The organism is Sphingobacterium sp. WOUb80 (assembly GCF_050058145.1).
GTDB lineage: Bacteria > Bacteroidota > Bacteroidia > Sphingobacteriales > Sphingobacteriaceae > Sphingobacterium.
Genome location: NZ_CP165617.1, coordinates 1575148 through 1599703, shown reverse-complemented (window position 1 = coordinate 1599703; position 24556 = coordinate 1575148). Strand labels below are relative to the sequence as shown.

Below are 24556 nucleotides of genomic sequence, written 5' to 3'. Positions count from 1 at the left end.
CTTTTGTATCATCAAAATCACGGTAGGTATAGCTCAGTTGGTTAGAGCACTAGATTGTGGTTCTAGGGGTCGTCGGTTCGAGCCCGATTACTTACCCTTGATTGGGCAAATCAAATAATTCATTGATTTGCCCTTTTTTATTCCTTTGTATTCCGTTATTAATCAAATTACTACTAACATTTGCATCTATAAATAACTTTGAAACATCACACAGTTTCTCCATCGAATTCCAGACCATTTCTTTTACTTCGGAAAAACTATATTTAATTTTTGAAGTCAGGTTGCACCCCTACCTTTAGAAGAACTACCACAGATAGCTCTATTGCATCTAGGGCATGACATTAGACCTTTAAGAGGGAAATCATTGTTTGACATTATGGTTATTTTAACGTTTCGATTATTATCATTTAATACATTTTGAACTTTAGCGAACAGTTCAACACTGATAATAGGTTCATGAATTCCAATAACTAAATTCTCTCGCTCATCTCTAAATTTTGGAATTAGTATCTTTCTGCAATACATTGGATTCCTAATCAAGTGTAAAAAATTGTTTTTTTTACATTTTAGCCTTTATTTTTGGCAGTTCGATAAATCGAACCTAATGTGAATTTTGCTAATGCAATCATTTCAAAAGTCCATCGAACTCTATCGGCTTGCTGGCGATCAATTACAATAGTCTTTTTACCATTGCTTTCAGTAATATTCTTATATCCTGTTGGCGCCTTTCCTGGCCATCTCCCCTCCTTTTTTGCTCTCCTTATAGCATAAACTACATTTAAACTTCTTCTATCATTTTCGATTACAGGCGCGGTTAGATAGATCGCCAGCGTCATCTTATTTTCTGCTATTGTAAGGTCCAAAGGCTGTTCAATTGCCTGAGGCTCTACGCCAAATTTCCGGAGCATAGTAATCATCTGATATGTATCGGGAGCATTTCTGCTGAATCTATCCTATTTGTAAATAGTATCAAGTCCGCACTACCTCTATTTCTTTATAAAAATGAAAGATATTCTGACCATTCAGGCCTATTGAAAGTCTTCGCTGAATAATCTTCGAAAATAACTTTTCTGATTCCTATCTCTTTACTTTCGCAAAACTTCTTCAGTCTCTCTTCCTGATCTCTTTAGGAATAACCTTTATCTGCCTGTTCAATACATCAATAATATTATTGATGTCATGCTCAAAATACGTTGTTTGAGAAATGAGCATATCTAAATCCAAAAGCTTTTTGATGAATGTTATCCGAGCTTCAATACAAGTAGGATATAACATATCATCGCCATTCAAAAATATAAGGAAATCTCCTTTGGATGATTTTAAGCCAATATTCTTACAAAAATTTGCGTCTCTATTGCTCGAACTTTCAATCAATTGAAAGCGACCATCATTTGCAATCATGGATTTTATTTTCCTAACCGTTCTATCAGTGGAATGGTCGTCCACGATGATACAGCTCCACGATTGTGATGTCTGCTTTTTTACAGACTCTATCTTATCAACAATAGTGTTTTCATTGTTATACGTTGGAATTATAATCGAAATTGGTTGCATTATTTTTTTAGAGATCGTGATCAATAAAAAACTGCCTCCATCAAAGGAGGCAGTTTCCTTGAAATACTTAAGCTTATAATTTAAGTCTACAAATTACCATAACGGCTTGTGACAAGATCTGTTACCGGGTTAGAACCTGGTCCACCTCCATTAGAAGGGTTTGTTGGTGAAACCCCATTATAAGTTCCACTATTTGCACCATAGCCGTCACCCAGGACTTTTTTTAGTTGATCTTTTGATAGAACATCCGCATCTTCTAGATTAATGAAATTTAATTTTATTTTTTCAATTTTTTGAATTTTTAAATTAATAAACTATCGACAGTTTCTAGAGAACAATAATTGTTTTATAATATCTTTATCTTAGATTTTTGCATCCATCAATTTGTCTTCTACAGTTTTCGCATTCCCCAATTTTATCTTTACCAAAAAGGCTCGTTTGGATTGCAAATTCTCAGGAATGATGATATCGAAATACATATTTTTATCTCTATCGAAACCAATATTTGCCTTTTTTAAAACTAAATCCTGATGGGACTCCAGCAATTTGGCTGTAGTAGGGATCAGTTTGGAATTCTTGGGGAAGGCCACTCTTAAAATATTATTGACGGGCCTATTCATAACGGTTAAGAACAACGATGCCGAATCGGTTTTACTGACAGTATAGTATCCATACTTACTCTCAAGTGGAAAGTGACGAACATTATAGATACCTTCAGCATTCGCCGTGGTCCATTTCCCCAAATCTGTGATAAGTTCATTTTCATGCTTGCTCATGTTTCCGTCCCCGTCAGGTCCGAAATTGAGAACAAAATTGCCATTCATGGAACGGGACCTCATCAATAGGTCGATAACATCATCGGTGGACTTAAGGTACATACCATCGGTGTTCTTAACATAGCCCCATCCATTTGGAGGTATCGTCATCACACAATCCCAATCATGCCCATCAAGAATGTCCATACTTGCAGGCATCTTACGTTCCCATCCCTGTTCGTAATCCCCTAACAGTACCCCATTTGAATCAAAATGTCTACTTCCGTGTTCATCGTTGCGAAAGCGTGAGCCAATGATTAAATTTGGATTATTTTTCCTGAGTTCTTTCTCCAAGTTGTAAGTAAATTCGTAGGAATTAACCCAGGAACTATCCCAGGTGCCATCAAACCAAAACCCTTTTATTTGAGGATAATTTGCTTGCAGCTCCAGTAATTGGTTCTTGGTATATTTTAGAAAACGGTCAAACCTTGCTTTTTCATCGGCGGTTTTCGGGATGGACGTAATGCAATCGTTGTTGGCCCATTCCGTCACAGAAAAATAAAGGAAGACATCAATACCTTGTTCGGTATAAGCGTCTACGACCTGTTTAACTATATCTTTTTTATAGGGGCTGTTAGCCACTGTATAGTCAGAATATTTAGAGGGCCATAAACAAAATCCATCATGGTGTTTTGTAGTAAAAACTAGATATGTGACCCCCATTTCTTTCGCACGTTTGGCCCAGATTTTGGCATCAAAATTCTTTGGATTGAATTGCTTATAAAGGTTATCATAGATGTTCAGCCAGTTTTTTGGTGCAGTCGGTCCATCCCAAGTTCTGATCCACTCAGATGCTGGAGCCCCCTGTCTGGCACTTACGCCATTCCATTCGTTGCCAGGTATAGCATACAATCCCCAATGGATAAATTGTCCGAGTCCATAATTACGGAAAGCCACCATGGCGGAATCCGCTCTGTTTGGTGGAGTAATCCTACCATATTTGACTTCAACGGTCTTTGTTGGTTTTTCTCTTTTACCGGTCCACTGTGCTTTAACTAAACTTAACGGGGTTAACATAGCTAACATTAAAAGAATTTGAATCCTGTTTTTTTTCATTTTTCAAAATAATTAACAACTTATTATATCGGAAGAAAACCCAAACAACACTGCTCGTGGTATTTGACTTCACCTATTTTATTACATTTCATACAAATTTTAGATATTATGGACATGAGCAATCATTTGCGCAATTAAATCTTCATCACATTTTGCCCAGAACACCTCATCGTCAGTACCCTCCCACTCCTGAAGCGTGTAAAACATGAATATAGGGACATGATTATGAGACGCATCTTTTACCAGGTCCATTTCCGAAAAGGAACCAAACTTCGTCGACCATTGTCCGATCTTTAACAGAAATCTTTTTCCCATGTCACTGAACTCATTGTCCATATCTGGCAGCATCTTATCAGACTATTGATCAGGTCGTGATAACCCGTTTCTATTATACTATGGTTGATGCTACCAATAACATGGTCGACCTGAGCCTTAAACAAAGTGGTATGAGAAGCCAAAATATCTATTTTTGACCACCCTTTAATAAAATAACCTCTTGTCTCAATACAGGTACGATTGGTTTAAATTCTGGATTATCCAACACAGCTTTACTTATTTAACCCAGACCGGCCTTAACAACCTACTGCTTGAATTTATGATGTAATATTAGTTTAATAAATTCAAACAATTATCAGTAAAAACAAACGCAATCGATTGTGCCAATCTCGAAAACGTTATAGTGTAAAGTAAACACTTTAACTAAAACACACCCTACATTGCTATATATCTAAATCTAAAACAAACAAAAGAAGATAGACGAAAAATGGTAAAGCTGAGAAGCTACCAGGTTCTTTATTCCAATTTCCACCAGAAATGTGAAGTGATCAGGATTTATCAGAAATATCGTAAGTCGAAACAACAGATTTATCAGGAATTTATGGAGACAATTTGAAAAAGAATGGATTAGCGTGGATATATCTTGCTTTGTGGTGAACAGACCAAGATATCTCATATGATTGAGATAAGCGTTTTGCTCAATTTTTCTATGAGAGATATTAATATTACAAAAAGTAAAATTTTACACAAATTATATTATTGTGTTTACCATACACTATAACGTTTTCGTTTGTTGCGCAATCGATTGCTGGATTTTATTGAAATATTTATGAAATATTTCCTTCTATATTGCTTACAGATTATAACCCAATTAATAAATTTTTAAACTGGAGTTTTATGATAAATTGTAGGAAATACAATACCTGTTTGACCGTTATGTTATCAGTTCCAAAATTTTTCTCTGTCATTGTTTACACAAAATTGAAGGATTCAAAGAAACCTGAGAAGCTAAGGTACAGCGTTATCAATCCTAGATTTTGTGACGAAGAAGCCGTGAAGTCATATAGGTATTATAGGCTGAGGCAATCAATCCAAAAGAGAATCTTTTCGTTCCACGCAAGCCAACAAGCGTTACCAGTGGTAACAATGATTCTAGGGCAAAATCAGATTCTAGAAGTTCCTCATTCGGATATGAGAGGGGTTCTTGATAAGGACCTCTACTATCATATTCCATATCCCAGCTAGGTTTTTACTTTGCCCAAAACAATCGGAATGGCGGTTCCGGTGCAACAAGAAGTTTAGTGGACGATTATTTATGTATCGACGGACAGTCCATCAGCACGAGTCCAAAATATAAAGGAAAAGGGAGCATAGCATTAGAATTTGAGAACAGAGATCCAAGGCTCTTCCAGACAATCAGCAAACCTGGGGAATATGCTCTGCGCCCCGGAATTGGAATGACCGGGGCTACAGCCAATCCGTTGCCTGGCATCAAAGGATCTAATACGGCAAATGGTAACTTATGTGTAACGGGTTATCGTTGGACAAAATGGTTTTATGACAACCCCGATGATTGGGCAAGAACGACAAATGGGCTTCAGGCAGCACCCGTGTTGCGATATGCCGAAGTGCTCCTAAATTATGCGGAAGCGAAAGCTGAACTTGGGCAAATTTCACAAACAGTATTGGATCAAACTGTTAACGTATTGAGAGACCGTGTGGGGATGCCGTCATTAATGTTAGGTAATGAACCAAAAGATCCACGGTTGGACCAAATATACGCAACTTATGTCGGTTATGGCGTAACACCTACCCTAAGGGAAATCAGAAGAGAGCATTTAATGAAAGGATGTATTTATTTCCTATTCCGATAACGGATCTGGTATTGAATCCCAACTTGAAACAAAATCCAAGATGGGACACGGGGCAATAATTTAATTAATACTATTTATAAACTTAATTTTTGAGAATCAATGAAAAAAAACATCTTTTACGTAATTGCAATCTGCTTTGCAACTTTATTTGCTTCCTGTAAAAAGGATGGTGGTTGGATGAGTCCAATTCTCGCCAATCAGCAGCCCGTTCAACTGGCGGTTGCCGATAGTGTTCAAATTTTCAAAATTACTCCCTCTGCGTCGACTGAGTCTAACAGGATGCTTAATTCGACACACAATGAAATGCAGGCAACAGGGTTTTATGCAGCCCCAAATAGTACAATAACAGTAACGGTGAAGGTCAATGCCGGTACAACAGGCGCCCGACTTGCCATTGGCACACCTTTTAGGGATAATATTAGGCCTGTGAGGCAATATTTTAACCTACAATCGGGAACACAATCATTTACAGTAGATCAGTATGGTGGGCTAGTTTATTTAATCTATACCGCTAACAATTATACAACAACGGGTGAAATTGAACTTACTTTCGGTAATGGCTTTATTCCTGTTCCATATTTCCAGAAGGGTAAAACAACACACAATCAATGGATTGCAACATTAGACTCACTCAAGAACATTGCTCCTGATGTCGTCTTTTCTTCCGACCGTACAGTTATGGTGGCTAATATGGATGAAGCTCTTCTTTATAAGAATGAGGATCAACAATTAATCGTTGATCGATTGGATTCCATCATCGGTTTTTCAAATCGTATCAGTGGCCTGAGTGGTACAAGCGGCGTACATGCCATTCCATATAACAAACATTTAATCACAGTTAGGGATTCTGCAGCTGGAGGATATATGGCGGCAGGTATTTCCATTTACTACACAGAAGCACTGTCCTACAGAATGTTACAACCTAAATACCTTTCCAACACGAATGGATGGGGTATATGGCATGAAATAGGACATACCTATCAACAAAACGCCTGGACATGGGGCAATTTGACAGAAACCACGGTCAATGTTTATGCAATGGCAAGCGAGCGGGGCTTTGGTATACCTATTAGTCGGGTTACTGCAAATAATGCATGGCCAAAATTGGATACTTATCTCCAAAAGCCTATTACTGAGCGTGACTTCAATGCGGGTAACAATGATCTAAAGATGATTATGTTCCATCAATTATGGTTAGCATTTGGTGACGACCTGTATATTAACTTGAGCAAGGCTACACGTGAGAATCGTCCTACTGTATCTACAGATGCAGCGAAAATGCGCTATTTTATGCTTGCAGCTTGTCAATTTTCACAGAAAGACCTATCAGACTTTTTTAAAAAATGGGGTTTCAAGGTTGATCAGTCTGTTTATACTGAGATAGCCAATCTCAATCTTCCTGTACCGAACCAAGATCTTACGGCATTGAGAGACTAAAATATTATTTTCAGTAGTTAAGTGTGATTGGGTACATGATAATTCATGTACCCTTTTCATTGAAGATCAACTATTTGAACTGAAAAACCAGTTCTAATCTAAATTTCTGTACACCCCCCCCCCCTTAAGTGCGGGGTCCGCAACGCCTTGAACTGAAAAACCAGTTCTAATCTAAATTTCTGTACACCCCCCCCTTAAGTGCGGGGTCCGCAACGCCTGTAGCTAAAGAATTTCTGTAAGCAAAATCTTTTATAGAAAACGACCCCAAATACAAAAAATCTGCACGAAGTGCTAAAAAAGGCAGGATATGTACAGCAAAAGATATATAGAACGCGCCAATAGAACTGAATCATATAATCAAAATTCTAAAAAAGGACTATGCACTCCTCGTCACCGCTGCAAGAGTACACGAACTTTTAAAAAGACACATTGGCAAGGGTACAATAATCAAAGAACATAAAATGCGTACAAGTCAAGAAAGAAAGTCATTTCAACCGAAGATTCTCCAGTTTTACAAGAATTTCTGATCTTACAGTTTCCGTTCGTGAAGAAGCAGGTCAAATAAAAAAAATCCCCGAACTAGCAAACGCTTGCCCGGGGAAAGTTAAAGGCTTCGAAAAAGAATTACTTTAATTGTTGAGCTTCGCTCTAACACAACGGATCTGTACACCTAGCCGTTGTGATGTATTTTGAATACTTGTCCCACCGAAACTGCCGTTCTGAATCTGACTGTACAGAATATAGGCATTCCCATTATTGGTATATTGGTTGCTTCTCAGATGCAATGTACCCGTTCCAGTCTGAGAATTGGATGGCATCTGCTGCACCACACCGTTCGCATCACGATAGCCATAATAAGAGATAACTAGTTTATTGTCCGGATATGCCGGATTTGCTGCCTGTGTAGTATTCCAGATGATACTATGACGGTAGCCATCGGAAACTTTTTTTGTCAATGTGGTCCGATCCGTATTCTGCGATAGCTGGGTCATTTCTTTCGGGTTGTTCAGTTCCTGCGGATAACGCCAGGTACCTTCGGGATATACACGTCCGCACTCGTCAACCGTATTTACATCTGTCCCAGTTGGCGTGGACGCTCCAAAGTTCCAGTATTCCGCATTGACGTTAGGGTATGCATATTCATTGTTGGTTCTAAAACGGTAAGCATCGGAACTACCCTTTGTATAGGCCGAACCATATAATTTATTCGCGTCATAAATCATATTAGTACGTGCCCACACCACATTGCCGACTTTAATTCCAGATTCGATCAGCCGTATGCTCGTCTTGGACAATGTGCCTTTTGCCAGGCTCAATGATGCCGCGTGGCTGACAGGAACAAGTGCATTCGAACTGAACGTACGTGTTGAATTGTCATCCAAAGCGATGTTCAGTGAATTTAACCGGATACGAAGATTATTGGCCGCTATCGTTGCTGTTGTATTGGCTGTAAAAAACCGGCCGGTTTTCTCAGCGTTGCCCCAGCGGCTATCGACAGCTGTCATTTGAGATCCCATTAATGGCTCCGCATCCTGTAAGTTCGAGAATGATCCATTGTATACATTAAACGTACCGGTCTGAATCAGGTTGGTAAAATTGGTTCCGGTTCCAGATCCTACGGAAAAGGTAGAATTATCGGTGATTCCACCAAATATACCTCTTGTATTAACAGTAACATCTATTGCCGCCATCTGACGCAAGAAAATTATATCCAGATAATTTTGATCCTCCGTTGTGGTGATATCTCCGGAATCAAACATAAAGTCTTTATTGGTCAGATCCGAAGGCGATATATTTCCCGATCCATCAATATTGGGAACGGTATTGGCGTCGTTAACAGAAAACGCATACCAATGGTACTTTTTGCCAGCAGCAACTTTTAGCTGCGGATCCTGGCCCGCATTAAGCACATCATTGTAAAGCGGTGTCGACTGACCATCTTCTACAAAAACTAGACGGAACTTCTTGTCTTTGGTAAGGGGAATGTTCGCAGCTTTCAGCTTATTGTCTACTGACGCACGCGTAAGTCCATTATTCGTACTAGTTTTGATGGTCGCATTAGACTGCAGATCGGCGGTGTAATCAAATTCTGCCGATTTTTGAATATCCAAGGTATTTTCTGCCGTTGTCGCATTTTGTGTTGACGCGCTGAGCTTGGCCGATGATCCATCTTCATCACTTATTACATTGATATCAGTGACATGATCATCATTGACAAACTTTACTGACCGGATGCTAATATTGCTGTCCGAAGAGGAGATTTCATTCTTATCTTTATTAGTCGAACATGAAATCGCTGTCATGGCGATCAAACCAGCGATTCCCAGCCATTTTATTTTATTAAAATACATTTTTTTAGATTGAATAGAATATTAAATATCAAAGTCCTGGTTATTGGTCCAACCGTTATCCCAAGATTTTTCCTGTGGAGTCTGACTATCAGATCCCGTATTAATAGTTGCAGATCCTGCTGCAATGCCCTGCTCCAATTCGATTACATTAACCGTAATTTGGGGCGCAATGTAGGCCGCTTTCTTTTTTTCGACAATTTTCATCTTTTCATTGTTTTTTTATTGGCAGACGTAGCTACTAGCCTGATTATTTGACAAATAAGAAATATGCACCTTCCCCTATTTGTGGTGCCTAAATTCAGAAATATATCTCGCTCAGCAGTTTTCGTAATTATTCATTCGCTTTTCAAAATAAATAGACAACTTAAGTTGACAATATTATGACAAACAAAGCTCATTTAAAATCTAGATAATTTTTCGTATCAAAATGTTCATTCCTGCAATGATAGGAAGTCCCGCGGTGACAGTCCGGTATGTCTTTTAAAATAATTAGAGAATCCCGAAAGGTCATTGAAATTAAATTCCATAGCAATTTCTTTGACGGTTCGGCCAGCACTTAGAAGCTCAACAATAATGACGTTGATCACTTCCTTTGAAATAAAAGCATTGGCATTCATCTCAAAGCACCGCTGGCATAAGATATTAAGATAGTTTGCAGTTACACCGATCCGTTCGGCGTAAAACTTCACCGTCCTTTGCTCCCGGCTGAATGCTAAAAGGAGCAGCGAAAACTTTATTAATAAAGGATCTGATTTTGAATCTCCAATTTGCTTGCTTCCGTGAAGAACCAGCCTATTGAACATCAAAGAAATGACCCTAAATTTAGAATAGATGATCTCCCGCATGCCTTCGGCGTGGACAAGTTCTCTATCAATACCTTTAAATTCAACAAGCAGCTCCCGATAAATCTGACTCTGCAGTTCAAAAACAGGGTTTTTCTTATAAAAATCAATTGGATAAATGAAAAAATTTTCAAACAGCCTGAACAGTTTTGCTGATACAAATACCGTATGCACCTTACTCCCTGCCAAGATATCCCAGCTGTGAAGCTGGCCGGGAAAAATGAGGTGAAGCTGTTTACTCTGGATTTCATACACCACACCATCAATGGTATGGGTGCCGCTGCCTGTTTCAAAGAGCAGGAAAGAAAAGAAATCCAATCCGATGGGATCTTTTCTTTGTATTGCAGATTTAGTCTTAAAGTACAAAATGTCTTCGTTAGAACCCTTTTTATTTTGAAAGTCTTCGAAATGTTCAACAGGGTATTGATTGTTTTTCATCCTTGGTTTTTCTTCGCTTCTGGTCTTTATTAATTGGAAATCAAAGTGAAATGGTCTGACGTTTGTCAGACCATTCGCTCTAGTTATCTTTTAAGCCAAAAATAGCTAATGATTTAGCACAACCAGTTAACGCAATGCATCCATTACTTTACATCATTATATCTGATTTCATTATCTTTAAATTGATACAAATCTTGTGGACAAAAAAAACATGGACAATCGTAGATCATCCATGCTCTTTTATGTGAAACACCTATTTTAATTTAACTATTCTGCGATACACCGGATTGGAGCTCCAGTCGTTTTAGCAAAAAAATCGGGATCAGATGGCACTCCACCATAGAGCGTTACTGAATTCTCATAAAACCCAAACATCACCTGATCGTTAGTTTTTGTTGACGCGCTCCAATAATTGCCACTTCCGCCGCGCCAGTATAGAATTCCCTGTTTTGCATTCCGGTATCCATTAGCTGGAAAGGTGAGCTTAACATTGCTATTCGTTTTACTGGTCAATACTTTAGCGGCGCCGATTGTATTTTGTGTTCCAGAAGTTGCCCAGGTCCCTGTATTGCTATAATCTGTATTGTCCATTAATTTCTGGAATTCAGCTTTTAAAGGTACTCTATATCCAGTAGGACAGGGATCATTCGCTGTTTTGATTGGACTAGCTTCGGTACCTGAGTTCCAGGAACCATCTGCGGCGGCTGTTGTGTTCCAACCCGAAATTGCACCGGGGGCCGTATTGACCGTTGCCACAACCGCTTTCCTGCCAAATTGGTAATAATTTCCATTTAGATCTGTCGTAGAAGGAGATTTGTCAGGATCCGTTGCTGTATTCGCGCCAAGATTGTGACGCATCCAAACTAAGCCACCGATCCTTGCCGCAGATTGCCCCTGTTGTGTCAGATAGATATCATTCGGCGTAACGGTTACTTTTAGGTTATATTTGATTCCTGGGCTAATGGCAAGACCTGTAATACCCGACAAATTAGTTTTTGTAACCGAACCGATTTGTATAGAAGAAATCTTAAAGGAAGCATCGGTTGTACTGCCATTGATGATGGTAGGACTGCCGGTAACGATAGCCGTATTCAGTCCGGAAAATGAGGAGATCTGAACGTCACTTGCAGCTCCGGTCCTTGTGATGCTCCCATCGGCCAACTGAATATCGGCTGTAGGAAAATGGGAATCAAAACCTGCATTTATAGCACTTATCATGTAACCCGTTGCTGATGCGTCAACACTCGCGGTTATCTGGCTAAACTTATGCTGCAGATCGATTCCCAGATAATTGTCCTGATCCGTGGCGATCTCCATTACTTTCTGAAAGTACATAAAATCTGAACTCCCCTGGATGCCACTCAGATGTGCCGTAGATAACGTCTTCGCCGAATTATCCGTAAATTCCATCGTCGGCAGGTCTGTATTACTGTTAATCGAATAGGCAACAAAAGTATAGGTCTGTCCACCATTAAGTTTTAATTCTTCAGCATTGGCTTCGGATCCACGCACATAATCGCGCTCGCTGATGTAGGTGCCGCCAGAATTAAAAACGGCAACTTTATATTTCACCCCTGCTGTCAGATCATTTTCTTCAACTGCCGCTCTAGTTGTAGCTTTTAGCTGAGCTACTGCCTGCGTCACAGGACTCAGTTCCATTAAAAGTGTCAGGTCATCATTGAAGCGAAGCGTCCTCCGTTGAACGGGTAAGGGAGAACTATTTACCTGATTAGACATTTTCTTTCCATCCCCTAATGTACCGGCCCCTGAATAGCTGCTGCCCTGAAGTTCGATCCTTACCTTCGCTAAGCTACCCACCGAAATGTCATCTTTTTTAGAATTACACGACAGCAGAAACAAAAATGAAACGATCAGCGGTACAGAAACAAATTTTGATTTATTTTCCATGATTTTAAAGTCTTAATTAACACATAATTGGCTACCATTGCATTTCTGCATTTTTATCGTCATCAGCATTCCAGTTGGACTTCACTTCATCGTTTGTTGTTCCCGGTGAAGCCGTCCCAGATCCTGCTGCAATTCCGCTTTCCATCTCCAGTACCCAAGAACTCACTGTTGGGGCACAATAAATCTGCTTCTCCCTGACATTTTCTCGTTTTAGTTTCGACTGTTTCAACGCTAACTGTTTTTGATTAATTTGCCTTTCCATATTCATGTTATTTAATGTGTAAAAAATTCATCTCAGTTCGGTCTTGGGAATTCTAAAACAACCTATGGATCTTTAAACTTTGTTGAAATACTTAACTAGGTTCAAACCAGCATCCCCTATCCAAAACTTTATGTTTATGAATATTGATATTTGTTTAGTTAAAGTTAAAGGCAACTTTTTTTGATTGCAACAGCTTTCGCTTACCGTAATTATGCATTCGCTTTACTTAATTATCATTTCTATTTCTTTTTTTTCGATTTAAAAATTGCATCACCCAATTTGTCTTTTTTTGAGAAATTCCAAGAATCGCTTTCCGAAATCAGCAATACGCTTTCTATAATTATTTATTTGTTTAAACATATTTTGAAGAAAGTTTAAAATCACGTTAATTAGAGAAAATGGTCAGTTTGTTCGAACAACGCCTTGCTAATCCATTATGATCAGCATAAAAATGAAAAGAATTAAAAATTCACCAAAGGGGATTAAAAATGACAAAGAAAAATCATCCACATGAACATTTTATGGATGTTCAGCAGAAAATGAAAGTCAAGGAAGAAATGCTTTATTTTCAGGTTAGCCATCGCTCATATCGAGAGGATCCAATTGGATTGGACTTCTTTTCTTTTCTGCTTTTTGAAAAAGCAACAGGCACACATACAATCGATGGAGTCACCCATCAATTGAATGACCAGCAGTTACATATCATTTTTCCGGGCCAATTTCACAGGTGGGATATGCAAGCCGACGGTAAAATACATGTCCTTTTTTTATCGGCAAGATTATTTAAAACTTTTGAACACCTGTTTATATGTCCCATAGACTACTATAAGCGCTATCCGGTCATGAAGCTTTCACCAAGGGTATTTAAAGAGCTCCTTCACGAATTCACCGGAATAGATGCTGAATTTAAAGAGGAAAAAAGATTAAATGAGATTGCATTCTTAAAATTTAAAATCGTTTCCCTTATCTACAACCGGGAAATTCTAGAAAAATTAGGCCCAGAGGGTGAATCAGTTCACAAGCCCATCATGCAACGTTTCCTTCTCTTGTTACTGACAAATATATATGAGCGTAAAACGGTGCAATATTATGCCAGTAAACTAAGCGTCTCGGCAAATTATTTAAACCAGCTTTGCCACAGGTATCTAAATAAAAGTGCCAATGCCATAATTACCCGAGAAACGCTAAAGTTGATCACGTACGACCTGGTCACTGGCAAAAAATCAATAAAACAACTGACCGTGGATCTAAAATTCACTGATCTAGCGGGATTCTCAAATTATTTTAAACGGCATATGGGCATGTCGCCCAATCAATATATTGAACAGTTTGGTATACGTGGCGCTGAAATTCATATTCCTTTCAAATTTTATAATAAAAAAATAAAAACGTAAACAAATCGGATAAAAGCATTAACCGGACCTAAGGATATTCTTATTAGGTTTGCGGCGTTCACGTCATCGGTAGAAAAAATAGGTGAACTGTTTAATGATCAGTCTCCTCCAGAACAGAGGAGACTTCTTAAATCTTCTTATTTCTTTCCTATAATAATTTAACCCTGCCATCAAGATTTAATAATGATCTGCTCGCGATACTGTATTCCCCACTCTCCCATGGTATCGATAATCTTATGGAGACTTCGACCAAACTCCGTCAATTCGTATTCTACTGAAACGGGCATCGTATTATTCTGTGTTCTGATGACCAATCTGTTCATTTCAAGATCTTTAAGTTCTTTCGAAAGTGTTTTTGAAGCGATTCCCTCGACCTGTCGTTTAAGATCCATAAATCGCATTTTACCGATATAAAATAAATGACTGATGATTAATGTCTTCCACTTACCATCAAGCAGTGACATAGTATCCTTGACACCACGGATGTGCTCATTACAGTGAACTGCTATTTCAATTTTTTCCTTTTTCATATCCTATTAAAATACAAAGGTATAAAAACTTCCACCTACCATTTGGTTACCCACAGGTAACTGGTTTCCTGGGGGTAACAAGTAGTGGAATGTAATCTAATAACATCTAATTTTGTAACCGAAAACGAAGCCAAACTTTTCCATTCATTTTGATTTGGAAATAGTTTTTAAAAACGCTTCCAAGATTTACTAAATAAAAAATTATACATTATGTCATTAAAAGAAGCATTAAACTGGAGATCTGCAACCAAAAGTTTCAATGGAGAGACAATAGAACAAGAAAAATTACACCAGATCCTGGAAGCCATCCGTATGGCACCAACAAGTTCAGGATTGCAGCCATTTAAGGTTTTTGTACTAACAGACAAAGAAGTCAGGGAAAAGCTGCAGCCAATCGCATGGGGACAACAGCAAATCCTTGATGCTTCACATATCCTGGTTTTTGCGGCATGGGATAAAATATCAAAAGATAGAGTTGATTCATTCTTTGAATATAACAATCAGGTCAGAAATATACCTTCATCTGCAACAGATGCATATCGACTAAACCTTTTAGACCTTCTTTCAAAAAAGAGTACTGAGGAGCAGTTTGTTGATGCATCAAGACAAACCTACATTGCCCTTGGCTTTGGGTTACTGGCTGCTGCTGAACTAAAAATCGACGCAACCCCTATGGAAGGATTTGACACCGCAGCACTTGACGAACTGTTGGGTTTAAAAGCACACGGGCTTAGAAGCACCGTGATGATGGCCCTAGGCCACAGAGATCATGAAAATGACTGGTGGTCAAAATTAGAAAGAGTTCGGAGACCACATGAGGAACTATTTGTTGAAATATAGATATTCGATGTCGTTTCAAAAAAGAAAGCGCTAAAGGCTTTCTTTTTTTGTGTTAACTATCGGGCTGAGCCATGCTGACTATTACCATTGACTTTAATTCAAAACCATCAATACGTTGATCATCTTCCGCGGATGATTTAATTCAACTTCATCCGTGGAAGTCCGATTTCATGTTCCTGGGGATAGGGAGCCCTATGCGTCATACTGACGTCCTCCTTCATTCTTCTTCGTTTTTCGTATTTTTTCTCATCGTCGTGCGAATACCTCGGATCTTCAATGAATGTCATCTTAGCCAACTTTGTTATGGTGATCGTCGAACTGTTATTATTAAGCCTCAGAATAAATTGGTCAAAAAATCTGTACAGTATTTTTTGTTCATGCAGGACGATAAGGCAAGTCAATTGCAAAAATAATTATTGCAAGAGGAAGAATATAAAAAATGGCCTAAAGAAAAAGTAGAGACAGTACTTGAGGCAGTTTACGCTGAACAAACAATTTACGATAAATAATTACATAAATAAGTAGATAAACAATATCTTTACGAAAGGCAATATGACTTGGAAAAGTATTATAAAACGATTAGCACAATAGCATGAGAACACTGAATATATATATCATTTTTTTAACGGTCCTTTTTACAAATTGCGCCACGTTACGCGACCGCGCAGAGGAATTGAAGGTACACAAACGCATGGAAGAGCTGAAAACTTTTGAAGAATATGTGACTGCAGATACCGAAATCAAAAAGAAAAATGTACTGGCTGCTGAGATCACTTTCATAGACGGAAGAGATCTAAAAACAAAAATTAAAGCAGTCAAAGGCGTGATCAATAACTCACTTGATGAACGATCCATAAATAAATCTGTAGCGATTTATGATTATCAAGGGAAGGAAGATTATCTTTCATATACCCTCATTCGGCAATTAACATTCACGGACTATGAAGGGAAAAAGCGAATATTTGTCAATAAAGGCGACCAGTTTGACTCATTACTTGAAATAATGTATGCTGGCCGTATCAAATGGTTTAGAGAATTTTATGAAAGTCCATATAATTCATTCCGAAATTATTATGATATTTTCGTCAAGGAGTCAGGTGAGGAAATAAACGACAAGGTCGCAATTAAATTGAAAAATAAATTGATTAAAGCTACTGCAGAAAAACCTGTATTAAAGGAAAAAATAGAGCAGACAAACAAGTTAGATGATCAGACCGTCATTGCCCTGTTAAAGGAATTTGAGCAATAAGCTTCAAAGACAACTTCTTCCTTTTTACAATCCAGGTACAGGATCCATTGGCCCTGGATGGCGCGGATCGTAAATAGCCACTGCAACTTTAGAGTCGGCACAACCATAATATAAAAACCATTTTTGTTTAAAAAAGACCAATCCTTCGATAAAAACCGTTCCATCTATATATTGCCCGCTTTTTTCGAAAGATTCCATGGGGCGCAAAAACGGAACATCCATTCGAGCCAATACGCTTGTCGGATCTCGTTGATCAAATAAAACCTGCCCAGCGGAATAAGTGTTTTTATTGAAACGCATATCCCCTTTCTCAGCATGATTCTTACCATTGTACAACAATAAAATTCCCTTATCAGTCAAAACTGCTGGAGGACCACACTCCGTCAATCCGCTATCAAAATAACCATCCATTGGCGAAATAAAAGCTTTCAGAGCACCTTTACTATCTGTTACAGGTTCCCAGTCAATCAAATTATCGGATATGGCGCCATAGACACCATGTTCCCCCCAGTACAACCAATATTTCCCATTGATTTTAGCAATCACCTGTTTATTGCCTTTCAATACGGTTACAACGGACGCCGATTTATGCGGTTCATTGACAAGAGTAGGCTTATTTTTCGATTTTTTAAAAATGGGACCATACTTAACCCAGTGTCTCAGATCAGTGGATATTGCTGCACCTAGCCGCGGAACCTTTCGGTTCCATTGGGTATAAAACATCACAAAGCGCCCATCCTCAGTCTGTGCTATCCGAGGATCTTCCGTCCCGCCGGGCCACTCGTTATCCTGCTGCTCATCGGGCCCCGGATAGAATACCGGTGTTTTGAGCCGTTCAAAATGAATACCATCCACACTAGCCGCTAACCCCAGACGGGAGGTCCGGTGACCGATAGCCTTCCCCGTCCGGTCTTCCGCACGATATATGACAAACACACTATCTCCCTTCACCACTGCCGCAGGATTAAAGGTGTCGTTGTTCTCCCATCGGATCTCCTTCTTTAGCATTGGATCATAAAATACCGAACTTGTATCAGGCTCAATAATTGGATTGACTCCTTTGGGTCGCTCAAAGCCACCCAATACCCATTGTCCTTTCTTAAGCTGTGCGCCATGCTGAACCTTACAGCCACTCAAAAAGACGAACAGAATAAAACCTGCAATTTTTACGATAGTATTCATATTTTAATTGATTTCCGATGCTATACCTGTAGAGTTAAACAACAGCCTGTAAAAGCGAAAATTATAAATTGGTTACAACTGAAGAACGACCGAAACTATTACCGATCATTCACAAATATAATGCTAATAAAAACAATAAGTACGGCAAAAGCAAGTTCATCAAAATGGGATTGAGTACGATCCTCCAGAACCAAATAAGTTAATTTCACATTAAACAGCAGGCTAAACTGCAATATACTGCAACATTTTAACAAAAACAAAGCTAAATATTGCAATATTTAACATAAAAGCATATATTTATAGCATGATCTCAAAAGAAGAACGTCACGATTTTATATTAATTAAAATCCAAAAGGAAAGAAAATTAGCGATGATGGACTTGGCCACCGAGCTTGGTGTTTCCGAACATACCGTACGACGTGATCTTAAAGAATTATCTGACGCCGGCTTACTTCGGGCTATTCGGGGCGGTGCCACGCTACGGTCAAATATTCCATTCGATATATACGACCGGAATAACCTTGATGTTATGGAGAAACAATCCATAGCTGAAAAATCAATCACGCTATTAAAAGATCATCAGGTCGTCTTTTTCGATGGTGGCACAACAACACAGGCAATTGCTGGAAATATTCCAGAAAACCTAAACCTTACTGTTGTCACACATAGTCTCCCGATAGCCAATATACTTGCAAGCCTCCCAAACATCAGCTTGATTTTTGCGGGCGGCGCTTTCTGCAAATCATCTCTTACAATGCAGGGACAGCAAACTATTTCCACCTATGGAGAAATATACGCAGATATCAGCTTCATAGGTGTGTGCGGCCTGGACCTCTACCGCGGACTTACGGCAAGAACTCTCGAAGAAACAGCTATCAAAAGAGTGCTCTGTAAAAATTCAATGAACATTGTTGCTGCCACAACAAGCAATAAGCTCGATACCCCCACATCTTTCTTAACATGCGCCGCGTCTGATATCAGTTATTTAATTACAGAAAAGGATCCTTCGGATCATATTTTACAACCTTATGCGGCACAAGGTATTGCAATTTTATAAATTTACCATTTATGACTAATCTCAAACAGGAAGCTGCCAAAGCTGCTCTTCAACTATTAGAACCTGATCAGCTCATTGGACTGGGTGTGGGATCAACAATAGCTTATTTCATCGAATTGATAGCAAGCAGTATCAGCTTTAAATCCAGCTTAAAATTTACATCACCTTCCTTGGAAACCAAAATGCTGCTCCAACAGCATGGTCTTATTTGTATTGATAACAGTACCCTAGCAACATTGGACTATTATTTTGACAGCTGCGATCAGGTGGACATGCATTTAAATGCATTCAAAAGTGGCGGCGGCGTGCACACAGGTGAAAAGATTATGGCGAATATGGCACAACAGTTTATTCTCTTGGTGGATGGCTCAAAGATGGTCGAACAACTGACCACAAAGCATCCGCTATGTGTTGAAATTATACCCGAAGCCTGGTTATCGGTACTTAAAGAACTAAAATCAAACTATTCTACAGCAATAGCCGAGGTCGTATTACGAAAATCGGAACAAAAATCAGGTCCTCTCCTGTCTGAGAGAGGTAATTTCCTGGCAGATATTTATTTTTCTAAACTGCCAGATATTCTTGAGTTAAATAAACAAATCAAACTCATAACAGGAGTTGTAGAACATTCACTTTTTTATCAACTGTGTTCGGTATGCCTATTGGCAACAAAAGATGGCATAACACATCTAACTGCAAACCGAGCAGAGAAGTAAAAGACAGATAAGGGCGAAACCAAATAGAACTAAAGTTGTCATTAAATCCAACAATTAACAAGACAGATCTAACATATTTTAAATCACCATGAAACATACTCAAATTAATACAGGAATACTTAGTTTTGGCATGTCAGGGCGTGTTTTTCACGCACCATTTATATATACCAATCCACATTTCAATCTTAGCGCTGTTGTAGAACGATCGAAAAAAGCAGCACATGAATTCTATCCGGCAATAAAAAGCTACGATAACATCGCAGAATTACTAGCTGATGACAGCATCGAACTGGTCATTGTGAACACACCAAATTATACACATTTCCAATATGCCAAAGAAGCCCTGGAAGCAGGAAAACATGTCTTGATAGAAAAACCCGCCGTTGATGACTCAGCACAATTTGATGCGCTACTTGCCATTAGCAAAAAACAAGGAAGACAATTATTTTTCTATCAAAACAGACGCTACGACAGTCATTTTTTAGACATGAAGAAAGTAATCGAAAGTGGAGAATTAGGAAAGCTAATTGAAGTGCATTTCAGATTTGATCGCTATAAAATGGAATTGGGACAAAAATACTTCAAGGAAGATACGCAATATATTTCCAATGGTATTACCTATGACCTCGGTCCTCACCTTCTTGATCAGGCAATCTCCCTTTTTGGAAAGCCGATTAAATTCAGCAAAACGACGTCTATTAACAGACCTGATTCAAAAGTTGCAGACTACTTTCACTATCATCTCTACTATCCAGCTGAACTGAACGTCTACTTAACGGGCAGTCTGCTCGTCGCTTCTCCGCAACCAGCCTTTGTCATCCATGGTACTAAAGGGAGTTTTATCAAGAATATGACGGATGTACAAGAACAGCAATTGATCGATGGTATGCTACCCGACGATCCATCTTATGGCCTTGAGCCAGCAGGACTCGAAGGGAAACTTGTCACCATAGATGCAGCGAATCAAAAACATGAATCTTTCGTAACCCCACATAAAGGAGATTATAATCAGCTGTTTGAAGCTATTTATGACAGCTTAAGAAATAATGTCGATTACCCTATTCAAGCTGATCAGATTAAATGGCAGATCGAATTGCTTGAAGCTGAAAACACCTAAGCTTCCTAAAAATCAAATGGCGGCACCGTTCAACAAAAGCGATATGTGCTGCCATTTTTAATTTACTTCCCAGCGGCATTCGTTGGGCTCGATATGGATCATCACATGACCAAGGTCAGGAATATGTGCTATCAAATGGTCTTTGAGTTTATGTGCCAGCTCATGCCCTTCCCTTACCGTAATTTCACTATCGACAATAGCATGCAGATCGACATGATATTTTGCTCCGGATTTACGGACAAAACATTTTTCCGTCGCTTTTATCCCCTCGACATTTAATGCCTCTTCCCGGATGTTATCAATGACTTCATCGTATACATTTTCATCCATGATCTCGCCAAGCGCTGGTCTGAAAATATGATAACAGTTATAAAGTATAAATCCAGCAGCAAATAATGCCGCATAGTCATCCGCATTTTCGTATCCTTTTCCGAGCAACAATGCAATAGATATCCCAATGAAAGCTGCAACTGATGTGATCGCATCGCTTCGATGGTGCCAAGCGTCTGCACGAAGTGAAGAACTATTTGTTTCTTTGCTTTTCTTCATAACGATCCTATAAGAAATCTCTTTCCAAACAATGATCCCGCCCAGCACAAATAGCGTCCAGGGCTTGGGTAGATCATGTGGCGTTCCTATATTCTCAATACTTTCATAGGCGATTATGGTTGCAGAAACAATGAGAAAACCAACGACAATAAATGTAATAAGGGGTTCTACCCGACCATGACCATAAGGGTGATTGTCGTCGGCAGGTCGTTGCGCATATTTTAAACCTAAAAGTACTAGAAATGAAGAGAAAATGTCCGCTGTTGACTCAATTGCATCCGCAATCAGCGCATAGGAGTTTCCGAAAAAACCAGCTAGCCATTTTAACAAAGCCAGTAATGCATTACCTACAATACTAAAATAAGTCGTTCTGACTGCAGTCTGCTCTTGAAGTTCGGACATAGCTATAAATTAACTTGACACCGCGAAAATACTGTTTTTCTTTTCAAATTCTATTCTCCAGCTGTAGAAAATAGTGATCACATCGATCGTTAGCTGCCGCTCGCGATATCCTCCAAAGCTTTTTTTATCTCAGGAGCCCCATAGTCACGGCTTCCTTCTAAACGCTCTACAATCTTTCCAGCTTTATTCAAGATGACTGTTGTCGGTATGGACTGTCCTAAGAATTCTGCAGGAATATCACCCTCTGCTATATAAAGAGGCAGATCATACTTATTTTCTGCCATGAATGCTGAAGACTTATCCATGTCGCCATCAACATCTACCATGAGAAAAACGATATCCTTATTATCTTTAAGCGATTGCCTAAGCTGGTCAATAGAAGGTAGTTCATGAATACATGGAGGGCACCAAGTCGCCCAGAAATTGATAAACACGACCTTACCTTTTAAAGCACTTAATTGAAGAACCTTACCTTCTTTATCCTTAAAAGATAACTCCTGCGTTATGGTTGCTGTGTCTGCAGTAGCTTCAGCAGGTTCCTCCACCTTTTCGGCCTTGACCTCATTTTTGGTTCCTGTATTTCCACAGCTAAAAAATAAACTGGTCGATAACGCCGCAAGGCCAAAAAAAATAGATCTGCTACTAAACCTAATACTCATTGTCTTTTGTTTCATTAAAATTATTCTATTTACAAATAAATCGCCCTCCACTGATCTTCTCCATCTCATCGTTCCAGGAGAAATTTCTCAAAGCATTAGCTAATTTAACCTTAATTATTCGGGGCCGCAAGCATCACATATCCCTTCTTAACCTAAGCCACTGACTGTAAGAAGAATAAGCGACAATAAAAATAAAATTTAGAAATTAACAAGAACTTTTCCGACATTTAAAAAAATGAATAAATCACTGATTAAAAGATAATTTATTGAATACCTCATGAATTCTACAGCAAATTATTTCAAAAAATACCTATCAACCTATTTCCTGTTATTCATCTCCATTCAGCTTAATTTTGCTCAGGTGACTTCTACTAGATTCAACACATTCTGTCAGCTGATAGAGTCCAAAGATTTCTTCAGCGCCCGTGAGCTATTTATGAGCAATAAAACTGACTTTAGCACTAACGAACAAGCTTTTATTTTGGCAATACTCGATAATGCATTTAACAAACCAATTGCTTCAAACAAAAAAATAGTGTTACTGAACAAATCATCTGAAGTATTGCCTGACACACTACGACTAAAAATACAACGTATTCAGGAAGATAATTTTGTCAAATTGAAAGATTATGCTGGCGCAAAGCGAACGACACAAAAAATTCTCCACGAATTCGATCCCTTGCTTTCAACTGAAGTAAAAGATGATCTCCGAAACAATCTAAAAATCTGGTCAGCTCTCGAACATATAGGGCCACAGCGTATAGAAATGAATGGCGATACCCGTCTAAAAATGACAAAAGACAGAGCCGGGTTGAAGAATCTAAAACTAACCATTAACGGTGATACAGCAAGTTTTATATTTGACACCGGAGCAAACCTATCGACAGTCTCGGAGTCCGTGGCCAAACGTCTTCATATGGATATTATCCGTGCAGCTATTGATGTAGACGCAATTACAGGTATTTCGATCAAAGCCGATTTAGCCGTTTGTAAACAATTAAAACTTGGTAACATCAACATATCGGACGTTATATTCTTGGTTTTTCCAGACAGCGCACTTTATATCCCACAAATTAACTATCAGATCAATGGCATATTAGGCTTTCCAGTCATAGAAGCCTTGCAAGAAGTACAGCTTACACAAGATGATTTTTTTATTGTCCCAAAGACACCGACAGTTCCAAAAACAACTTCAAATCTTGCAATAGACGGATTGACACCACTTATCGCGATTGATGGAAAACATTATACTTTTGATACAGGAGCCGAAAAAACGATCCTATATGCACCTTTTTATGAAGCTTACAAACAGCGTATCGAAAAACATGAAATACCGACCAAAATCGCCATGGGAGGCGCTGGTGGAAAAGTTGAATATGACGGCTTTGTCATACAGCATACATTCCATATCGGTGACAAACCGATCGATATCAAAAATATAAGCCTATTAAAATCGAAGATCAAAAATGAAACTGTATATGGAAATATAGGTCAGGATATTATTCGGCAATTTTCTAAAATGACACTTAATTTTAAAGATATGTTTATCCATTTTGACTAACAGAAATCCTTATTTTCCATGAGCTTCCTTATGCGTAACCAAACGTCTCTATATGCTTTTGTTCGCTGCAGATCATCCTGGCAACCTTGCCAGTAGAATCCCCCCTACTAAACTAATAAAACTGAGCGCAGTTTCGTCTCATAATTATACTTCATAAAAACACCCTAAAAGTTTTGTCCAACTTTTAGGGTGCAGTTTAATAATAGAGCGTCTATAGATTTATTAAACAATTATACGGAGTAGGTCGCGGCATTAAAGCCCTTCTTTTTAATAATTTCAATGATTTCTTCCTCTGAAACGCCTTCAGATTTTACAGTTAGAATTTTGTCTGCATTGCTGGTGTCAACATTCCATTCACAGATGCCTTCCATACCATCCAGATCAGCACTTACTTTGGACACACAGCCGCCACAATTAAGGTTTGTTTTAAATTGAAGTTCTTTGCTTTCCATGTTATTTAATTTTAATGTTATCAATCTATTTAATT

Annotated in this window: 26 protein-coding genes, 1 tRNA gene and 1 pseudogene; 11 read left to right on the top strand and 17 right to left on the bottom strand. The window is 38.7% G+C overall.

Annotation, left to right across the window (positions count from 1 at the left end; all coding sequences use genetic code 11):
• Positions 1-22: 22 nt before the first annotated feature.
• A tRNA-His gene (locus tag AB1Z56_RS06415) sits at positions 23-96 on the top strand.
• Positions 97-276: 180 nt separating this feature from the next.
• On the opposite strand, the pseudogene AB1Z56_RS06410 reads toward AB1Z56_RS06415, so the two are convergent.
• From AB1Z56_RS06410 to AB1Z56_RS06385, 6 genes and pseudogenes are all read right to left on the bottom strand, one after another.
• A pseudogene (locus tag AB1Z56_RS06410) lies at positions 277-549 on the bottom strand (recombinase family protein); the annotation flags it as partial.
• A gap of 17 nt (positions 550-566) precedes the next feature.
• Positions 567-917 carry a hypothetical protein gene (locus AB1Z56_RS06405; protein ID WP_426791469.1) on the bottom strand — a complete coding sequence of 117 codons (351 nt, stop codon included), beginning with the start codon at positions 915-917 and terminating at the stop codon, positions 567-569.
• Between the two features lie 187 nt (positions 918-1104).
• Positions 1105-1554: a glycosyltransferase family 2 protein gene (locus AB1Z56_RS06400; protein ID WP_426791468.1), complete on the bottom strand. Its 450-nt coding sequence runs from the start codon at positions 1552-1554 to the stop codon at positions 1105-1107.
• 362 nt (positions 1555-1916) lie between these two features.
• A complete protein-coding gene (locus AB1Z56_RS06395; RefSeq protein ID WP_426791467.1) occupies positions 1917-3386 on the bottom strand; it encodes an alpha-L-fucosidase in 1470 nt (489 codons plus the stop codon).
• A 138-nt stretch (positions 3387-3524) separates the two neighbouring features.
• The gene (locus AB1Z56_RS06390) at positions 3525-3773 is read right to left on the bottom strand and encodes a hypothetical protein (RefSeq protein WP_426791466.1); all 249 of its coding nucleotides are present in this window, start codon (positions 3771-3773) and stop codon (positions 3525-3527) included.
• 958 nt (positions 3774-4731) lie between these two features.
• Positions 4732-4935 carry a hypothetical protein gene (locus tag AB1Z56_RS06385; protein ID WP_309359492.1) on the bottom strand — a complete coding sequence of 68 codons (204 nt, stop codon included), beginning with the start codon at positions 4933-4935 and terminating at the stop codon, positions 4732-4734.
• On the opposite strand from AB1Z56_RS06385, the gene AB1Z56_RS06380 reads away from it, so the two are divergent.
• Genes AB1Z56_RS06380 through AB1Z56_RS06370 form a run of 3 tightly spaced genes read left to right on the top strand, consistent with a single transcriptional unit; the run spans position 4934 to position 7012 of the window.
• Positions 4934-5575: a RagB/SusD family nutrient uptake outer membrane protein gene (locus AB1Z56_RS06380; protein WP_426792383.1), complete on the top strand. Its 642-nt coding sequence runs from the start codon at positions 4934-4936 to the stop codon at positions 5573-5575. The two genes, AB1Z56_RS06385 and AB1Z56_RS06380, sit on opposite strands and share 2 nt — an antisense overlap.
• Positions 5551-5634, top strand: coding sequence for a hypothetical protein (locus AB1Z56_RS06375; protein ID WP_408733534.1), 84 nt, complete (start codon positions 5551-5553; stop codon positions 5632-5634). Before AB1Z56_RS06380 ends, AB1Z56_RS06375 begins: the two co-directional genes overlap by 25 nt.
• A gap of 40 nt (positions 5635-5674) precedes the next feature.
• A complete protein-coding gene (locus tag AB1Z56_RS06370; RefSeq protein WP_426791465.1) occupies positions 5675-7012 on the top strand; it encodes a M60 family metallopeptidase in 1338 nt (445 codons plus the stop codon).
• A 629-nt stretch (positions 7013-7641) separates the two neighbouring features.
• On the opposite strand, the gene AB1Z56_RS06365 is transcribed toward AB1Z56_RS06370, so the two are convergent.
• From AB1Z56_RS06365 to AB1Z56_RS06345, 5 genes are all read right to left on the bottom strand, one after another.
• Positions 7642-9363: a hypothetical protein gene (locus tag AB1Z56_RS06365; protein WP_426791464.1), complete on the bottom strand. Its 1722-nt coding sequence runs from the start codon at positions 9361-9363 to the stop codon at positions 7642-7644.
• A gap of 21 nt (positions 9364-9384) precedes the next feature.
• A complete protein-coding gene (locus tag AB1Z56_RS06360; protein ID WP_426791463.1) occupies positions 9385-9567 on the bottom strand; it encodes a hypothetical protein in 183 nt (60 codons plus the stop codon).
• Positions 9568-9794: 227 nt separating this feature from the next.
• Positions 9795-10643: a helix-turn-helix domain-containing protein gene (locus AB1Z56_RS06355; RefSeq protein WP_426791462.1), complete on the bottom strand. Its 849-nt coding sequence runs from the start codon at positions 10641-10643 to the stop codon at positions 9795-9797.
• 267 nt (positions 10644-10910) lie between these two features.
• Positions 10911-12551, bottom strand: coding sequence for an FISUMP domain-containing protein (locus AB1Z56_RS06350; protein WP_426791461.1), 1641 nt, complete (start codon positions 12549-12551; stop codon positions 10911-10913).
• A gap of 31 nt (positions 12552-12582) precedes the next feature.
• Positions 12583-12813, bottom strand: a complete 231-nt coding sequence (locus AB1Z56_RS06345) for a hypothetical protein (protein ID WP_426791460.1) — start codon at positions 12811-12813, stop codon at positions 12583-12585.
• Between the two features lie 488 nt (positions 12814-13301).
• Here AB1Z56_RS06345 and AB1Z56_RS06340 point away from each other — a divergent pair, with 488 nt between their 5' ends.
• Positions 13302-14207, top strand: coding sequence for a helix-turn-helix domain-containing protein (locus AB1Z56_RS06340; RefSeq protein ID WP_426791459.1), 906 nt, complete (start codon positions 13302-13304; stop codon positions 14205-14207).
• A gap of 170 nt (positions 14208-14377) precedes the next feature.
• On the opposite strand, the gene AB1Z56_RS06335 is transcribed toward AB1Z56_RS06340, so the two are convergent.
• Positions 14378-14737: a winged helix-turn-helix transcriptional regulator gene (locus tag AB1Z56_RS06335; RefSeq protein WP_426791458.1), complete on the bottom strand. Its 360-nt coding sequence runs from the start codon at positions 14735-14737 to the stop codon at positions 14378-14380.
• 210 nt (positions 14738-14947) lie between these two features.
• Between AB1Z56_RS06335 and AB1Z56_RS06330 the strand changes: the two genes are divergently transcribed.
• Positions 14948-15577, top strand: coding sequence for an NAD(P)H-dependent oxidoreductase (locus tag AB1Z56_RS06330; protein ID WP_426791457.1), 630 nt, complete (start codon positions 14948-14950; stop codon positions 15575-15577).
• Positions 15578-15714: 137 nt separating this feature from the next.
• Here AB1Z56_RS06330 and AB1Z56_RS06325 read toward each other — a convergent pair whose 3' ends face one another.
• Complete coding sequence (locus AB1Z56_RS06325; protein ID WP_426791456.1) at positions 15715-15864, bottom strand: hypothetical protein; 150 nt, start codon at positions 15862-15864, stop codon at positions 15715-15717.
• Between the two features lie 305 nt (positions 15865-16169).
• Here AB1Z56_RS06325 and AB1Z56_RS06320 point away from each other — a divergent pair, with 305 nt between their 5' ends.
• Positions 16170-16826: a hypothetical protein gene (locus tag AB1Z56_RS06320; RefSeq protein ID WP_426791455.1), complete on the top strand. Its 657-nt coding sequence runs from the start codon at positions 16170-16172 to the stop codon at positions 16824-16826.
• 24 nt (positions 16827-16850) lie between these two features.
• Here the strand turns inward: AB1Z56_RS06320 and AB1Z56_RS06315 are convergent, their stop codons facing one another.
• Positions 16851-18008, bottom strand: coding sequence for a hypothetical protein (locus tag AB1Z56_RS06315; RefSeq protein ID WP_426791454.1), 1158 nt, complete (start codon positions 18006-18008; stop codon positions 16851-16853).
• Between the two features lie 304 nt (positions 18009-18312).
• Here AB1Z56_RS06315 and AB1Z56_RS06310 point away from each other — a divergent pair, with 304 nt between their 5' ends.
• The 3 genes from AB1Z56_RS06310 to AB1Z56_RS06300 all read left to right on the top strand — a co-directional run bounded on the left by AB1Z56_RS06310 (position 18313) and on the right by AB1Z56_RS06300 (position 20898).
• On the top strand, positions 18313-19065 hold the full coding sequence (locus tag AB1Z56_RS06310) for a DeoR/GlpR family DNA-binding transcription regulator (RefSeq protein WP_426791453.1): 753 nt from the start codon (positions 18313-18315) through the stop codon (positions 19063-19065).
• Positions 19066-19076: 11 nt separating this feature from the next.
• Positions 19077-19781 carry a ribose 5-phosphate isomerase A gene (rpiA, locus tag AB1Z56_RS06305; protein ID WP_426791452.1) on the top strand — a complete coding sequence of 235 codons (705 nt, stop codon included), beginning with the start codon at positions 19077-19079 and terminating at the stop codon, positions 19779-19781.
• 88 nt (positions 19782-19869) lie between these two features.
• Positions 19870-20898 (top strand): Gfo/Idh/MocA family oxidoreductase, encoded by a 1029-nt coding sequence (locus AB1Z56_RS06300; RefSeq protein ID WP_426791451.1) that lies wholly within the window; start codon positions 19870-19872, stop codon positions 20896-20898.
• A 57-nt stretch (positions 20899-20955) separates the two neighbouring features.
• On the opposite strand, the gene AB1Z56_RS06295 is transcribed toward AB1Z56_RS06300, so the two are convergent.
• The gene (locus AB1Z56_RS06295; RefSeq protein ID WP_426791450.1) at positions 20956-21849 is read right to left on the bottom strand and encodes a cation diffusion facilitator family transporter; all 894 of its coding nucleotides are present in this window, start codon (positions 21847-21849) and stop codon (positions 20956-20958) included.
• A gap of 89 nt (positions 21850-21938) precedes the next feature.
• On the bottom strand, positions 21939-22508 hold the full coding sequence (locus tag AB1Z56_RS06290) for a TlpA family protein disulfide reductase (protein WP_426791449.1): 570 nt from the start codon (positions 22506-22508) through the stop codon (positions 21939-21941).
• 277 nt (positions 22509-22785) lie between these two features.
• Here AB1Z56_RS06290 and AB1Z56_RS06285 point away from each other — a divergent pair, with 277 nt between their 5' ends.
• On the top strand, positions 22786-24069 hold the full coding sequence (locus AB1Z56_RS06285; RefSeq protein ID WP_426791448.1) for a retropepsin-like aspartic protease: 1284 nt from the start codon (positions 22786-22788) through the stop codon (positions 24067-24069).
• Positions 24070-24299: 230 nt separating this feature from the next.
• On the opposite strand, the gene AB1Z56_RS06280 is transcribed toward AB1Z56_RS06285, so the two are convergent.
• Entirely contained in the window at positions 24300-24521 is a 222-nt protein-coding gene (locus tag AB1Z56_RS06280; RefSeq protein ID WP_426791447.1) for a cation transporter, read from the bottom strand.
• Positions 24522-24556 lie beyond the last annotated feature (35 nt).

What these genes read in the sequence shown, in the direction of transcription:
- AB1Z56_RS06395 (WP_426791467.1), bottom strand. Translation starts at nt 3,386, where the DNA reads ATGTTAACCCCGTTAAGTTTAGTTAAAGCACAGTGGACCGGTAAAAGA.
- AB1Z56_RS06325 (WP_426791456.1), bottom strand. Translation starts at nt 15,864, where the DNA reads ATGACATTCATTGAAGATCCGAGGTATTCGCACGACGATGAGAAAAAA.
- AB1Z56_RS06370 (WP_426791465.1), top strand. Translation starts at nt 5,675, where the DNA reads ATGAAAAAAAACATCTTTTACGTAATTGCAATCTGCTTTGCAACTTTA.
- AB1Z56_RS06400 (WP_426791468.1), bottom strand. Translation starts at nt 1,554, where the DNA reads ATGCAACCAATTTCGATTATAATTCCAACGTATAACAATGAAAACACT.
- AB1Z56_RS06320 (WP_426791455.1), top strand. Translation starts at nt 16,170, where the DNA reads ATGAGAACACTGAATATATATATCATTTTTTTAACGGTCCTTTTTACA.
- AB1Z56_RS06365 (WP_426791464.1), bottom strand. Translation starts at nt 9,363, where the DNA reads ATGTATTTTAATAAAATAAAATGGCTGGGAATCGCTGGTTTGATCGCC.
- AB1Z56_RS06360 (WP_426791463.1), bottom strand. Translation starts at nt 9,567, where the DNA reads ATGAAAATTGTCGAAAAAAAGAAAGCGGCCTACATTGCGCCCCAAATT.
- AB1Z56_RS06295 (WP_426791450.1), bottom strand. Translation starts at nt 21,849, where the DNA reads ATGTCCGAACTTCAAGAGCAGACTGCAGTCAGAACGACTTATTTTAGT.
- AB1Z56_RS06345 (WP_426791460.1), bottom strand. Translation starts at nt 12,813, where the DNA reads ATGGAAAGGCAAATTAATCAAAAACAGTTAGCGTTGAAACAGTCGAAA.
- AB1Z56_RS06330 (WP_426791457.1), top strand. Translation starts at nt 14,948, where the DNA reads ATGTCATTAAAAGAAGCATTAAACTGGAGATCTGCAACCAAAAGTTTC.
- AB1Z56_RS06310 (WP_426791453.1), top strand. Translation starts at nt 18,313, where the DNA reads ATGATCTCAAAAGAAGAACGTCACGATTTTATATTAATTAAAATCCAA.
- AB1Z56_RS06315 (WP_426791454.1), bottom strand. Translation starts at nt 18,008, where the DNA reads ATGAATACTATCGTAAAAATTGCAGGTTTTATTCTGTTCGTCTTTTTG.
- AB1Z56_RS06285 (WP_426791448.1), top strand. Translation starts at nt 22,786, where the DNA reads ATGAATTCTACAGCAAATTATTTCAAAAAATACCTATCAACCTATTTC.
- AB1Z56_RS06390 (WP_426791466.1), bottom strand. Translation starts at nt 3,773, where the DNA reads ATGCTGCCAGATATGGACAATGAGTTCAGTGACATGGGAAAAAGATTT.
- AB1Z56_RS06280 (WP_426791447.1), bottom strand. Translation starts at nt 24,521, where the DNA reads ATGGAAAGCAAAGAACTTCAATTTAAAACAAACCTTAATTGTGGCGGC.
- AB1Z56_RS06300 (WP_426791451.1), top strand. Translation starts at nt 19,870, where the DNA reads ATGAAACATACTCAAATTAATACAGGAATACTTAGTTTTGGCATGTCA.
- AB1Z56_RS06350 (WP_426791461.1), bottom strand. Translation starts at nt 12,551, where the DNA reads ATGGAAAATAAATCAAAATTTGTTTCTGTACCGCTGATCGTTTCATTT.
- AB1Z56_RS06375 (WP_408733534.1), top strand. Translation starts at nt 5,551, where the DNA reads ATGTATTTATTTCCTATTCCGATAACGGATCTGGTATTGAATCCCAAC.
- AB1Z56_RS06340 (WP_426791459.1), top strand. Translation starts at nt 13,302, where the DNA reads ATGACAAAGAAAAATCATCCACATGAACATTTTATGGATGTTCAGCAG.
- AB1Z56_RS06355 (WP_426791462.1), bottom strand. Translation starts at nt 10,643, where the DNA reads ATGAAAAACAATCAATACCCTGTTGAACATTTCGAAGACTTTCAAAAT.
- AB1Z56_RS06290 (WP_426791449.1), bottom strand. Translation starts at nt 22,508, where the DNA reads ATGAGTATTAGGTTTAGTAGCAGATCTATTTTTTTTGGCCTTGCGGCG.
- AB1Z56_RS06405 (WP_426791469.1), bottom strand. Translation starts at nt 917, where the DNA reads ATGATTACTATGCTCCGGAAATTTGGCGTAGAGCCTCAGGCAATTGAA.
- AB1Z56_RS06385 (WP_309359492.1), bottom strand. Translation starts at nt 4,935, where the DNA reads ATGGAATATGATAGTAGAGGTCCTTATCAAGAACCCCTCTCATATCCG.
- AB1Z56_RS06335 (WP_426791458.1), bottom strand. Translation starts at nt 14,737, where the DNA reads ATGAAAAAGGAAAAAATTGAAATAGCAGTTCACTGTAATGAGCACATC.
- rpiA (WP_426791452.1), top strand. Translation starts at nt 19,077, where the DNA reads ATGACTAATCTCAAACAGGAAGCTGCCAAAGCTGCTCTTCAACTATTA.